Annotated in this window: 8 protein-coding genes and 2 pseudogenes; 4 read left to right on the top strand and 6 right to left on the bottom strand. The window is 73.0% G+C overall.

Annotated elements, in window-relative coordinates; all coding sequences use genetic code 11:
* A pseudogene (locus HMPREF9719_RS09855) lies at positions 1-1,300 on the bottom strand (helicase-related protein); the annotation flags it as partial.
* Between the two features lie 158 nt (positions 1,301-1,458).
* Positions 1,459-2,835 carry a hypothetical protein gene (locus HMPREF9719_RS08585; protein WP_004601600.1) on the bottom strand — a complete coding sequence of 459 codons (1,377 nt, stop codon included), beginning with the start codon at positions 2,833-2,835 and terminating at the stop codon, positions 1,459-1,461.
* Positions 2,836-3,262: 427 nt separating this feature from the next.
* On the opposite strand from HMPREF9719_RS08585, the gene HMPREF9719_RS08580 reads away from it, so the two are divergent.
* The 3 genes from HMPREF9719_RS08580 (at position 3,263) to HMPREF9719_RS08570 (ending at position 6,067) form a co-directional block, all read left to right on the top strand.
* Positions 3,263-3,586, top strand: coding sequence for an RNA-binding S4 domain-containing protein (locus tag HMPREF9719_RS08580; RefSeq protein WP_004601599.1), 324 nt, complete (start codon positions 3,263-3,265; stop codon positions 3,584-3,586).
* A 3-nt stretch (positions 3,587-3,589) separates the two neighbouring features.
* A complete protein-coding gene (locus HMPREF9719_RS08575) occupies positions 3,590-4,435 on the top strand; it encodes a VOC family protein (RefSeq protein WP_004601598.1) in 846 nt (281 codons plus the stop codon).
* 153 nt (positions 4,436-4,588) lie between these two features.
* Positions 4,589-6,067, top strand: a complete 1,479-nt coding sequence (locus tag HMPREF9719_RS08570) for a glyceraldehyde-3-phosphate dehydrogenase (protein WP_004601597.1) — start codon at positions 4,589-4,591, stop codon at positions 6,065-6,067.
* Positions 6,068-6,197: 130 nt separating this feature from the next.
* Here HMPREF9719_RS08570 and HMPREF9719_RS08565 read toward each other — a convergent pair whose 3' ends face one another.
* Entirely contained in the window at positions 6,198-7,553 is a 1,356-nt protein-coding gene (locus tag HMPREF9719_RS08565; protein WP_004601596.1) for an MFS transporter, read from the bottom strand.
* A 136-nt stretch (positions 7,554-7,689) separates the two neighbouring features.
* On the opposite strand from HMPREF9719_RS08565, the gene HMPREF9719_RS08560 reads away from it, so the two are divergent.
* Positions 7,690-8,754, top strand: coding sequence for a hypothetical protein (locus HMPREF9719_RS08560; RefSeq protein ID WP_004601595.1), 1,065 nt, complete (start codon positions 7,690-7,692; stop codon positions 8,752-8,754).
* A gap of 125 nt (positions 8,755-8,879) precedes the next feature.
* On the opposite strand, the gene HMPREF9719_RS08555 is transcribed toward HMPREF9719_RS08560, so the two are convergent.
* The 3 genes and pseudogenes from HMPREF9719_RS08555 to HMPREF9719_RS08545 form a co-directional block, all read right to left on the bottom strand.
* Entirely contained in the window at positions 8,880-9,857 is a 978-nt protein-coding gene (locus HMPREF9719_RS08555) for an alpha/beta hydrolase fold domain-containing protein (protein ID WP_004601594.1), read from the bottom strand.
* A gap of 102 nt (positions 9,858-9,959) precedes the next feature.
* Positions 9,960-11,900, bottom strand: a complete 1,941-nt coding sequence (locus HMPREF9719_RS08550) for a M13 family metallopeptidase (RefSeq protein ID WP_004601593.1) — start codon at positions 11,898-11,900, stop codon at positions 9,960-9,962.
* Between the two features lie 258 nt (positions 11,901-12,158).
* Positions 12,159-12,413: pseudogene (locus tag HMPREF9719_RS08545) on the bottom strand (LPXTG cell wall anchor domain-containing protein); the annotation flags it as partial.

Below are 12,413 nucleotides of genomic sequence, written 5' to 3'. Positions count from 1 at the left end.
AGCGGCAGGGAGGCGAGCCGGCGGCCCGCCGCGGTCGCGGCGCCGGCCTCGTCGACCGCGCCGAGGCGGGAGAGCGTCCCCTCCGCCTCGTCGAGCGCGCCCGCCGGTGGCTCGTCGAGGAGCCTTAAGCCCCGGGCGCGGGGCGTGCCCCAGCACGCGAGCCACAGCGCCGCCTGCGTGAGGTCGGCGGTGAGGATCTCCGGGGCGAGGTTCTCCGGGTGGCGGCGCTCCTCCTCCTCGCCGAAGGCCTTGATCACCAGGCCGGGGCCCTCGCGGCCGGCGCGGCCCGCGCGCTGCTGGGACGTCGCCCGCGCCGAGGAGCGCGTCACCAGGCCGCTCAAACCCGAGGCCGCCTCCCTGCGGGGCACCCTGCTTAAGCCCGAGTCGACGACGATGCGCACCCCGGGTACCGTCAGCGAGCTCTCCGCCACGGACGTCGCCACCACGATCCGGGGGAACCCGGGTCGGCGAGCGCGGCGTCCTGCTCCGCGGCGCCGAGCCGGCCGTGCAGCGGCAGCGCCGGGATATCGCCCTCGGCGGCGACGGCCGCGACGACGTCTTCGACCTCGCGCACGCCGGGCACGAACACGAGCGCGGATTCCCCGCGCCGCCGGGCCTCGCCCACCGCCAGCCGCGCGAGGTGCCGGGCGAAGTCGGCGCGCTCCCGGCGGGTGGCACCGAGGCGCGCCGGGTGCGGGGCGTAGGTCGTCTCCACGGGGAAGGTCGGCGCCTGAGCGGCGACGATGGGCGCGCCGCCTAAGAACCTCGAGAACGCCCCCGCGTCGAGGGTCGCGGACATCGCCACGAGCCGGAAGTCATCGCGCAGCGCGGAAAGCTCGCTTAAGAGAGCGAGCGCGAGGTCGATCTCTAGCTGGCGCTCGTGGATCTCGTCGGCGACGACCGCGGCGATACCGGGGAGCTCCGGGTCGGAGAGCAGCATGCGGATGATGACGCCCGGGGTCACGAACTCGACGAGGCTGCCGGGGCGGGTCTCGCCGCGGACCCGAAAGCCGACCTCCTCGCCGAGCCGCAGCCCCGAAAGTTTCGCGAGCCGCCGCGCTGCGGCGCGCGCGGCGACCCTGCGGGGCGCGATGGCGATGACCCTTCCGGGCGCGCCCGCGGCGGCGACCGCGTTGGCGAGCGCCGGGGGCACGAGTGTTGTCTTGCCCGTGCCGGGCGGCGCCTCGACGACGACCGCCGCGTGGTTGGCTACCGCCTCGGAGAGCTCCCCGAGGCGATCGGCGACGGGCAGGCCCGCGCCGATGGCCTCAAGGTCGAAGACGCCGTCGTTCGCACTCATGCCCACCAGTCTCTCAGGAGCCCCGCCGCCGACGCCCGGGCCCGCCCGCGGCGGGGGAGACACATGAGGGCCCCGCTCCCGCCGGCGGTGCCGGCGGGAGCGGGGCCTTAAAGGGAGGGCGCCTGGCTACGTCGAGCCACGCTGAGAGGCTGTCGGGCTTAGAAGACGCCCGGGTGCTGGGTGTTGATGTGGGTGAAGGTGTTCTCGCGGGAGTCGACGTGCTGGTCGTTGTGGGTCGACTCGTCGCCGTCGACGCGGCCGGTCTGGGTGACCTCCAGGTAGTTGTAGAGGCGCCCCTCCTTGGTCAGGCCGTCGCCGAAGTTGAAGTTCGCGATGAGCACCTCCTCGCCCGGGTTGATCGGGTTGGCGAGGTTCACCTGGAAGCTGCGGACACTGTTCTCCTTGTCGAAGCCCAGGTCGCGGATGTGGGCGCCGTTGAAGTTGCCCGGGGTGATGAGGCGATCGACGTGCTCCGGGCCCTCGTCGACCTTGACGTCGACGCGGAAGGAGGTGGCCAGGTCGTCCTCGTAGTAGCGCTCGGTGCCGACGTTCTTCACGCGCAGCGCCACGAGCCCGGCGAAGCCGGGCGCCTTGCCCGCGGCGGAGGTGAAGTACGGCTGCAGGTCGTACTGCGCCGGGCCGGCCTCCTGGGAGGCCTCGGCGTCGAGGTTCTCCTCGGCGGCGGCGAGCTCCACGTCCTCGGCCGGGACCACCTGGTCGGCGGGGATCTCGATCGGGTCGCTCGGCGGGGTCGAGGAGATGTCCGGCTCGACGGTCTCGCCGTCGACGATCTCGTCGCCGGCGACGTCGACGGGCTGCTGGTCCTTCGGCACGGTGCCCTGCCAGGAGTCGACCGGGTCGTCGTAGAGCTTGAACTCGACCTCGTTCTTCACCGGGGCGAAGACGCGCCACGGCAGCGGGTTCGACCAGGTGCCGTTCGGCTTGCAGTACTGCTGCGTGCCGTCGAGGGTCACGGTGCGGAAGCCGTAGGTGGCCTCGCCGGTGTAGCCCGGGTCCACCTCGTAGGGCCCGATGGTCTGGCCGGCGGACCAGGAGAGCTCGTAGGAGATGTCGAAGCCGAGGGTGTGGGCGATCGACGAGGCGATGCCCACCGAGCCGGTGCTGTTGTCGCCGCTGACGTCGCCGCCCAGGTTGACGGAGGTCTCCTGGGTGCGGTCGCCCTTGACGGAGATGCCGATGCTTTGCGACTTGCTGAGCTCCTGGGTGAGCTCGACGGGCTTGTTCGACTTGTTGGTCGTCGAGATCGTGCCCACGGGCGCGAAGTTGTCGCGCACCTCGTAGACGACGGTGCGGAAGTCCTCCGCGGAGTTGCACACCGGGTGCGGGTTGAGGATGTTCGCCTTGAGGTGAGGCGAGTTGCGGGTCGTCTCGACGACCGGCAGCTTGTCGTTGTTCTCCGGGGTCTGCGGGCCCTTCTCCACGAAGGTGGCCGCGCCCGCGAGCGGCGCGGCCGCGCCGGCGGCGCCCACGGCGAGCGCTGCGGCCAGCCCGGTCAGGGCTCGACGAATACGCATGTCCCTACTCCTTTGATCTGAGGTAGCGCGCGACGAAACGAATTGCCCGCCCGTCGCCGGGCGGGGGCGCAATTCAGGCAAGAAACTCAGGCTTACTTACGCTTCACCTGTGCCATGGCCACAACGTACGCCATATCAATTCCTCCGCAAGAGCTGCAGAAAACCTGATCGGGCCGAAGGCGCCCGATCCCGCCAACGGCGCCGCTAAAACCCCAGGTGAGGAGCGAATGAAAAGGTGCCATAACGATTGTGTAACGTTTGCGCGGCACGGGTCCGTGGGCGGCCCGGCGGCGGGGTGTGCCGTAGCGCCAAGTCTCCGCCCAGGCGGCCCAACGGCCCCGCTAGCCGAGCGTCGGCGGTCCCGCAACCGCTGGGCGCGCGGGCGGGCGCGGGGCCGGGGCGGGGGACGGCCCGTAGACTGGGCGCCATGACTAGCGAGAGCCAGCCCACGCCCCCGGCGATCACCATCTCCACCGAGACGATCACGCTGGGCAAGTTCCTCAAGCTCTCCGGCCTCGCGGAGACCGGCGGCATGGCCAAGGAGCTCGTCGCCGACGGCGCGGTCACCCTCAACGGCGAGCCGTCGGGCTCCCGCGGGGAGCTCCTCCACGAGGGCGACGTCGTCTGCGTCGACGAGCAGTGCGCGCGCGTCGCCCGCGAGGAGAGCGACGAGGGCGGCGACGTCTTCGACGAGATCACCGAGAACCTCGTCACCACCGACGACTTCCACCTCGGGAAGCGGGGGCTGTAGGCGATGCCGGCGTTCCGCGCGACCAGTGGCCTGCCCTTCTGGCTCGACCTCCTGCCCGCCGACGCGGCGGCCTCCGCCGGGTTTTTCAAGCGGGTGCTCGGCTGGGACGTCGGCGCACCCGGCGAGGGGGGCTTACGCGCCGCACGGCGCGGCGGCCTGCCGGTCGCGGGCCTGCGCGAGGCGGAGCCGGGCCGCACCCCGAGCTGGGTGGTCTACTTCCACCACCCGGACCTCGACGGCGCCGCCGCGGCCGTCGAGCGCCTCGGCGGGCGGCTGCTTAGCCCCATCCTCCCGGCCGGCACGCCGTCCGGCGGGGACCTGCTGCTCGCCGCCGACCCGCAGGGCGGCGTCTTCGGGCTCATGGCGCCGGGCGGCGAGGACTTCGTCGCCGCCGGGGAGCCGGGCACCCCCGTGTGGCACGAGCTGCCCGTCGCCGGCGACCTCGAGGCGACCGCCCGCTTCTACGGCGAGCTTTTGGGCTGGGACGTCTCCGTCGACGACCCTGGCGGGGGTGCGGCGCCCGCCTTCGCCGTCGCGGCCGCCGAGGGCGCCCCGTTCGCCGGGTTCTTCCCCGCGCCTGCCGGCCTGCCCGAGGGGCCCGGCTGGGCGGCCTATATCGGCGTCTCGGACGCCTCTGCCGCGGCGGACGCGGCGCGCGCGGCCGGCGGGCGGGTCCTCGACGGGCCCGTCGAGAGCCCCCTGGGCAGGCTCGCGAAGCTCGCCGACCCGACCGGCGCGGTGCTCAGCGTCGCCGAGGTGCCCGAGCCCGAATCCCCTGGTGAGGAGCCCGAGGAGGCCGAGGACGTGCTGGGCGCCGCCGATCGCGCCGCGGCGCGCGGCCGGGGTTAGCCGGCCAGGGTGCGCTAAACTTGGGGCCGCATCGGGCCGCCGGCGCGGCCCCGCGCGGCGGCCCTGAAAAAGGGCCGAGCGCCCGGGGTCGGCGCGCCGGCGCCCGGCTAGCCGACCGCACGATTCACACCCCAAGGGAGCGAAGCGAGAAAGATGTCCGAGTTTATCCCCTCGCCCGTGCACACCGAGTTCACGGAGAAGCTCGCGCTCGCCGAGCGCATGATCCCGCTCATCGGGCAGCTGCACCGCGAGAACAACGTCGACCTCTCCGTCTTCGGCAGGCTGCTCGCCCACCCCTCGCCGATCGGCATCATCAAGTCGCACCGGCACGCGCGCCGCATCACCGACGAGGAGCTCTCCCTCGAGGCGACCTTCGCGGTCATCGCGCAGCTCACCCAGCTCAACCTCGGCACCGCGTCGGTCGACATCGGGCGCCTCGCTTCGGACTTCGCGGAGGAGACCGGCACCACCCCCGACCGCGCGGAGGTCTCCGAGCTGCGCCGCTACCTCGCTAAGGAGCTCGCGCCGGTCGTCGACTCGGGGGCCACCCCGCACCGCACCGACGTCGTGCTCTACGGCTTCGGCCGCATCGGGCGCCTGCTCGCGCGCCTCCTCCTGCAGCGCGAGTCCCTCCAGCGCGGCGTGCGGCTGCGCGCCATCGTCGTGCGCAAGAACGGCGAAAACGACCTCCTCAAGCGCGCCGACCTGCTGCGCCGCGACTCCGTCCACGGCCCCTTCGAGGGCACCGTGAGCGTCGACACCGACAACAACGTCCTCTGGGCCAACGGCACCGCCATCCAGGTCATCTACTCCAACGACCCCTCCGAGGTCGACTACTCCGCCTACGGCATTAAGGACGCCGTCGTCGTCGACAACACCGGCAAGTGGCGCGACGAGGAGGGCCTCGCCAAGCACCTCGGGCGGCCGGGGGTTGCCAAGGTCGTGCTCACCGCGCCGGGCAAGGGCTCGCTGACGAACGTCGTCTACGGCATCAACCACGAGGCCGCCGCCGGCAAGGACATCGTCTCCGCCGCGTCGTGCACGACGAACGCGATCACCCCGGTGCTCAAGGTCATCAACGACCGCTACGGCGTCGTCCACGGCCACGTGGAGACCGCGCACTCCTACACCAACGACCAGAACCTCATCGACAACTTCCACAAGGGCGCGCGCCGCGGCCGCGCCGCGGGGCTCAACATGGTCCTCACCGAGACCGGCGCCGCGAAGGCCGTCGCCAAGGCGCTGCCCGAGCTCGAGGGCAAGCTCACCGGCAACGCGATCCGCGTGCCCACCCCGGACGTGTCGATGGCGGTGCTCAACCTCACCCTGGAGAAGCCCGCCGAGCGCGACGAGGTCAACGAGTACCTCAAGCGCATCTCGCTGGTCTCCGAGCTGCGCCAGCAGATCGACTACGTTGAGTCGCCCGAGGTGGTCTCCAACGACTTCGTCGGCTCCACCCACGCCGGCGTCGTCGACGGGCTCGCGACCATCGCCGACGGGAAGAACCTCGTGCTCTACGTCTGGTACGACAACGAGTTCGGCTACTCCAACCAGGTGGTGCGCCTCGTCGAGGAGATCGCCGGCTCCCGCCCGGTGGTCCTGCCCGAGCGCGTCAAGGTCGCCGACGTCTAAGACCCGGCAGCGGTCCTAAGCCCGACCGCGAATCGCGGGGCCGGCCGCCTCCCTCGCCGCCGCCTTTCCGGGCGGGCGCGAGGGGAGCGGCCGGCCCCTTTTTTGTCACCGGCGGCGGCCCGCCGCGGCCCTAGTCGAGGGCGCGGCCGCGGGTCTCTGGGCTGAGCGCGAACATCGCAGCCACCGCGGCGAGGACCGCGGCGAGGCAGACGGTAAACGCGCCGGGCAGCCCGAGGTTCGGTTCGAGCCAGCCGACGAACACGAGCGGGCCGATGCCCGCGCCGACCCGGGAGACCGTCGACGCCCAGCCGAAGCCCGAGCCGCGCAGCCGCGTGGGGTAGAGCTCGGAGACGTAGGTGTAGAGCACCGGGATAGCGACCTGGACGACCAGCCCGAAGCCCAGCACGAGGGTGAGGCCCACCGCGGGCAGGTCGATGGCGAAGCCGAGCGCGACGAGCAGGAGGCACGCCGCCGGGGCGCTCACCGCGAGCAGCCAGCGCCGGCCGGTGGCCTCGATGAGCGCGGTGGAGACCACCACCCCGATCACGCCCACGGCGGCCATGCCGGCGCTCTGGATGAACGCGCTCTCCCTCGCGTAGCCCGCCCCGATGAGGAAGGTGGGCAGCCACTGCAGCGCCACGAAGTATGTCGTGAGGATCGCGGCGAAGAGCGCCCACGAGGAGGCGGTGATCCGCCAGCTGTAGGACCACACCTCCCCAAGCTGCCCGGTGAGCGCGCCCAGCCCGCCCGAGGCGGCCTCGGCGGGCGGCTCGATGCGATAGTCGACCGGGGTGGCGCCGGTGCGCTGCACGAGCCCGTCGATGACCTCCCGGGCCTCGGCCTCGCGGCCGTGGGAGGCGAGAAACATCGGCGACTCCGGCATCGCGAGGCGCACCGCGAAGATGAGCAGCGCGGGCAGCACCATGACAATAAGGGGCGGGCGCCAGTCGTTCCACGCGGCGACGAGCCCCGCGGAGACGAAGCCCGCAAGCGCCGCGCCGATCGGCCACCAGCCGTCCATCGCGCTGAGCACCCGGCCGCGGTGCCGGCGCGGGGTGAACTCCGCGACGAGCGCGTAGTCGACGGGGATGCAGCCGCCCAGCCCGAAGCCGGCGAGGAAGCGGAACACGAGGAACCAGCCCAGCCCCGAGGTGAGCGCCCCGGCGACCGTGAATACCGAGAACACCGCCAGCGTCCAGGCGAACGCGCGGCGGCGCCCCACCCGGTCGGCGATCGTGCCCCACACGATCGAGCCGACCGCCATGCCGATGAGGTTCGCCGTGCCGATGAGCGCCGCCTGGGAGCGCTCCAGGCCCCACTCCTCCGACAGCAGCGGGATGAGCACCCCGTTGAGCGACACGTCCCACGCGTCGAACATGAAGCCCAGCCCGCCGACGAGGAACACGAGGCCCTGCGTGTTCCACCGCCACGGCAGGGACTGGACGACGTCGGCCCCGGTGGGCGGGGACTGGGCTGGTGCGGACATAGACGCTGCTCCTCGGGCACTCCGGCGGGAAAAATTAGGGTGAGCTTAACACCGCCTGGGAGCCCTGGGAAGACCCAGCTCTACCGCGCGGCGTGGCGCGGTCGGGCGCGCCCGCCCGGCCGATAGGGTTTCCCGCATGTCCCTTTCCCGCGCCCTGCCCGCGGCTGCCGTGGCCCTCGGGCTGACGGCCGCGCCGCTCGCCGCGGCGGAGCCCGCCCCCGCGGCGCCGCCCACAGCGTGGGCGGCGGTGCTCGGCAACGGCTGGCTCGTCGGCAGCGACAACGGCGGCCAGCCCGCGCCCGCGCTGTCGCTCTCGAAGCTCTACCTCGGCTACTGGGTCCTCCACCACGGCGAGGAGGACGACGCCCCGCTCGTCGACGAGATGATGCGCGCCTCCTCCGACGCCGCGGCCGCCGAGCTCGAGAAGAAGTACCCCCAGGCCATCGGCGAGGTCATCGACGAATTCCGGCTCGGCGCGACGAGCTACGATGGCCGCTGGGGCTACGTCGAGAGCGCCCCCGCCGACGTCGCGCGCTTCCTCCACGAGGTGCGAAACGACCCGGTCGCCGCGCCGCTTTTTAGCGGCATGGCCGAGGCAGAGCCCATCGCGGCCGACGGGTACGCGCAGGACTTCGGCACCGCCCACGTGCCCGGGGTTGTGGGCACGAAGTTCGGCTGGTCCGACGAGCGCGACCAGCACTCCTCGGCCTCCTACGGCGTGGGCTTCGTCATCAGCGCCGCGACGCTCGGCACCGCCGAGGAGCACACCGCCGCCATCGAGGCGCTCGTGGACTCCGCGCAGTGGCACGAGGGCCAGCCCGTCCTCAACGTCGACGGGCGCGCGCTGCCCGCGGTGCGCGCCGCGGACGTCGCCGAGCGAGTCTCCTGCGTCGACCCGCAGGGCGTGTGGGCCGCCACCGACCCCGAGATCCTCGTGCCCGCCTTCCTCGTCGACCACATGCCCGACTGCGGCGCCGGCGACGCCGCGCCCGCCGAGCCCCCGGCCGGCGAGCCCGCGCCGCCCGAGGAGCCGCCCGCCCCCGCACCGGAGGGCGAGGAGCAGGCCCCCGATCCCGGCGAGCCCGCCCCCGAGGGCGAGCCGCCCGAGGACCGCGCCGCCCGCGAGGTCACCGACCTCCCCGCCCGGGAGATCCCCGGCGGCGAGTTCTTCGGCGGCGGCGCGCCGGTGACGGTCTCCTAAAACGGCTCGCCCAGCGGGAACGACGCCGCCCGAATGCGGCTCTTAACGCGGCACAAGGCCTCGCGCCCTGATTGGGCGCGGGGCCTTCCGAGTCTTTCGGGGCGCGGAGCGCCCGCCCGCGGGGCTTAGCCGCCCTGCTCGAGGGGCTCCTCCGGCTCCTCGGCGAGCGCGGCCGCCATGTCCCCGCCGGTGAGGAACGCGGCCCCGGCCCGCGCGCGGCGCCGCGCCTCGGCGGGCGTGGCGATCCGGTGCCGCGCGACGAAGCGCTGCACCGTCGCCCCCTCCGGGAGTCCGGTCGGGTGGTCGGCGACCTCGTCCTCGGTCGCGAGCTGCACGAGCGTCTCCGGCCAGCGGGATACCTCAGGGAGCGCCGCGTCGCCGCGCAGCTCCTCCGGCAGCCGCGCTAGCGCCTCGAGGTCCGGGTTGATGAGCAGCAGCGCGCCCGCCTCCTCGGCGTGCAGCGCGGCGAGCGCCGCCCCCGCGGAGAACCCCACCAGGGTCGGCTTCCCGCCGGCGAGCTCCCGTGCGCGGGCGAGCCCCTCCCGCACGGCCTCGGACATGTCGGCGAGCGAGTGCTCGGGGGCGCGGGGATAGGCCACGTCGAGGATCGCCACGCCGCTGCGCGCGGCGAGCGCGGCGAGCTCGGGGAGCCAGTTGTGCTCCCGGTCCTGCGCCCGGCCCGCCCACAGCCCGCCCGGGCCGAGGGCGACCGCCGCGCCGCGGGAACGCGAGCTCGGCGCGTCGGGCGGGGGAGTGAGCAGCGTGCCGATCCCGGGGATGTCCTCGGCGGCGACGTCGCGGCCGTAGGCCACGCCGGGCATGGCGTGGTCGCGGCCCGAGCCGAGCTGCAGCATCGCCGCGTGCGTGAGCCGGTCGGGCAGGTGGCCCGCCCACCGGTCGCGCTCGTCGCGGCGCCGCGCGATCTCGCTGTCGCCGGCGCCGTCGACCCACGGCGTTGGTTCCGAGGGAGCGGGGTGGTGGGCGTCGATATAGGACCCCAGCTGCGCGAGCTCCTCCTCCTTGCTCAGCCGGCGGGCGACGCCGCCCACCCGGAACGCGGCGCGCTCCTCGTCCTCGCCGGGCCTGCTTGATCCTTCGCCCACCTGCTGGGCACCTCCTCGACTCGGTTGGTTCGCTCGTCGTCGACGCGGCCGCGCCCGCGGCCCGCCGATGTGCGGGGCCGCGGGCGCGCAGGCGGCGTCGTGTTACCAGATGGTGACGCGCTCGGCCTCGGGCACAAACATCGGGTTGGACTCATCGACGTCGGGGAACGCCTCGTAGAACTCCGGGATGTTCGCGGCGATGACGTTGCAGCGAAACTCGGCCGGGGCGTGCGGGTCGATCGCGAGGTACTGCTTCGCGAGCTCCGGGCGGATCGCGGTGCGCCACACCCTCGCCCAGGCGAGGAAGAGCCGCTGCAGGCCGCTAAACGAGCGGTCGGCGAGCTCCGGGTCGGCGTCGGGCGCGTCGAAGGGCTTCTCGTCCGTGTCGCCGAGGCCCGCGCCCTGGTCGGCGAGGTAGGCCCGGTAGGCCACCACGGCGATGCCAAGGCCCCCGAGGTCGCCGATGTTCTCGCCCAGGGTGAAGCTGCCGTTGACGCCCGCGTCCGAGCCCTGCTCCTTGAGCACGCTCGGGGTGAGCCCGTCGAACTGGCCGACCAGCCGGTCGGTGAGCCGCTTGAAGCTCGCCCGGTCCTCGTCGGTCCACCACGAGTTGAGGTTGCCGTCCCCGTCGTAGCGGGAGCCCTGGTCGTCGAAGCCGTGCCCGATCTCGTGGCCGATGACCGCGCCGATCGCGCCGAAGTTCTCCGCCGGGTCGGCCTCGGGGTCGAAGAACGGGGGCCTGAGGATCGCCGCGGGGAAGGTGATGTCGTTGACGACCGGGTTGTAGAACGCGTTGACGGTCTGCGGGGTGGTGACCCATTCGCCGCGGTCGGCCGGGCGGCCGATCTTGGAAAGCTCGTAGTCGTGGCTAAACGCCGCGCCGCGCCGAACGTTGGCGACAAGCTCCGAGCCCTCGGGGGAGAACTCGAGGCCCGAGTAGTCGCGGAAGCGCTCCGGGTAGCCGATCTTCGCCTGGAACTTCTCCAGCTTCGCGAGCGCCCGGCCGCGAGTCTCCTCCGTCATCCACGAAAGCGAAGAGATCCGCTCCCGGTAGGCGGCCACGAGGTAGCCGACGAGCTTTTGCATCTGCTCCTTCGAGGACGCCGGGAAGTGGCGGGAGACGAACTCGCGGCCCACCTCGTCGCCGACGTAAGATTCGGCGAGCCCGACGCCGCGCTTCCAGCGGTCGCGCTGCCTCGTCGCCCCGGAGAGCGCCGTGCCGTAGAACTCGAAGTTCACCTTCGAGATCTCCTCGGTCAGCAGGCCCGCGCGGGCGCGCAGCGCCTGCCAGACCGCCCACAGCTTCCAGTCGTCGAGCCGCTCCTCGGTAAGAAGCGAGTCGAGGTGCTCGAGGAAGGAGGGCATCATCGCCACGACGGTCCCGTCCGGCACGCCCGAGGCCGTGAGGATCCGTCGCGGCCCCGCGGGGATCTCCCCGAGCGGGGTGGGGTTGTAGGTGCGCACCGCGTCGCGGGAGGCGACCACGTCCCAGTGCCCCGCGGCGATCTCCCCCTCGAGGCCCACGACCCGGCGGGCCGCCTCGGCGGGCGAGGCGCCGCCGCGCTGCCCCTCGATGAGGAAATCCCACATCCGCTCGACGTGGGCGCGGTAGGCCTTTAAGACCTCCGCGTGGCCCTCCTCGCGGTAGTAGGCCTCGTCGGGCAAGCCGAGCCCGCCCTGCGCGATATAAAGCACCGAGTCAGAACCGTCGGAGTCCTTCTCTACCCAGCACGCCAGCGGCGAGGGCACGCCCTCCCGGTCGAGCCGTCCGAGAGCCTCCTCGAACTCGGCGGGGGAGGAGGCGGCCAGCACCGGCTCGACGTCCTCGTCGAGGGGCGCGGCACCCGCCTCGTTGAGGGCGGCCACGTCCATGAACGAGGAAAAGAGTTTCCCGGGAAGCCCCTCGGAGGAGGAGACGATCTCGTGGGCGTCGCTTTCTGCGCGGTCGCGCAGCGCGTGGAACGTGCCGTCGACGCCCCGGTCATCCGGGATGACGTGCTTCTCTAACCAGGGGCCGTTGACGTAGTGATAAAGATCCTTCATGACCGCCCATGCTATTCGGTCCGACCAGCCGGGAGGGCGGGAAGCCGCCATGAAGACGGAAAAACACGCGGCGCTTCGGAGGACGACGGACGCCGCGCGCCGACACGAGAAAAGGGCCGCCCGCGAGCGAGCCGTCCTGTATATAGAGGTATCCCCCGGCCGGCCGCGGAAAGCGGCCGGTCGGGGGATTTGCGCTTCCGGATACTTACACCCGGCAGCGCAGGTGGCACCTAGAAGGCGCCGAACCGGCTAAGTGTCCTAGCGGTCGTTGCGGCGGGCAGCGAAGAGCGCAACGCCGCCGAGCGCCAGCGCGGCCAGGCCGAGGCCGAGGCCGGTGAGAACGCCGCTCACACCGGTGTTGGCAAGGCCAGAGCCCTGCTGCTGGCCACCCTGCGCCGGGGCCTGCTCGGCCGGAGCGCTCGGGGCGGGCGCCTGGGCGCCGGGCACCTGGCCGGCCTCGTCGCCCTGGTCCTCGTCCTCGCCGGGCTGGCCGTCGCCCTCGCCGGGCAGGCC

This window comes from Corynebacterium otitidis ATCC 51513, assembly GCF_000296405.1.
Taxonomy (GTDB): domain Bacteria; phylum Actinomycetota; class Actinomycetes; order Mycobacteriales; family Mycobacteriaceae; genus Corynebacterium; species Corynebacterium otitidis.
The sequence above is the reverse complement of the archived record's forward strand: the minus strand, read 5'-3'. Positions and strand labels throughout refer to the sequence as shown.

Bases quoted from the DNA above. Each gene is read 5' to 3' on its own strand.
- HMPREF9719_RS08585 (WP_004601600.1), bottom strand. From the start codon at position 2,835: ATGCGTATTCGTCGAGCCCTGACCGGGCTGGCCGCAGCGCTCGCCGTG.
- HMPREF9719_RS08580 (WP_004601599.1), top strand. From the start codon at position 3,263: ATGACTAGCGAGAGCCAGCCCACGCCCCCGGCGATCACCATCTCCACC.
- HMPREF9719_RS08575 (WP_004601598.1), top strand. From the start codon at position 3,590: ATGCCGGCGTTCCGCGCGACCAGTGGCCTGCCCTTCTGGCTCGACCTC.
- HMPREF9719_RS08570 (WP_004601597.1), top strand. From the start codon at position 4,589: ATGTCCGAGTTTATCCCCTCGCCCGTGCACACCGAGTTCACGGAGAAG.
- HMPREF9719_RS08565 (WP_004601596.1), bottom strand. From the start codon at position 7,553: ATGTCCGCACCAGCCCAGTCCCCGCCCACCGGGGCCGACGTCGTCCAG.
- HMPREF9719_RS08560 (WP_004601595.1), top strand. From the start codon at position 7,690: ATGTCCCTTTCCCGCGCCCTGCCCGCGGCTGCCGTGGCCCTCGGGCTG.
- HMPREF9719_RS08550 (WP_004601593.1), bottom strand. From the start codon at position 11,900: ATGAAGGATCTTTATCACTACGTCAACGGCCCCTGGTTAGAGAAGCAC.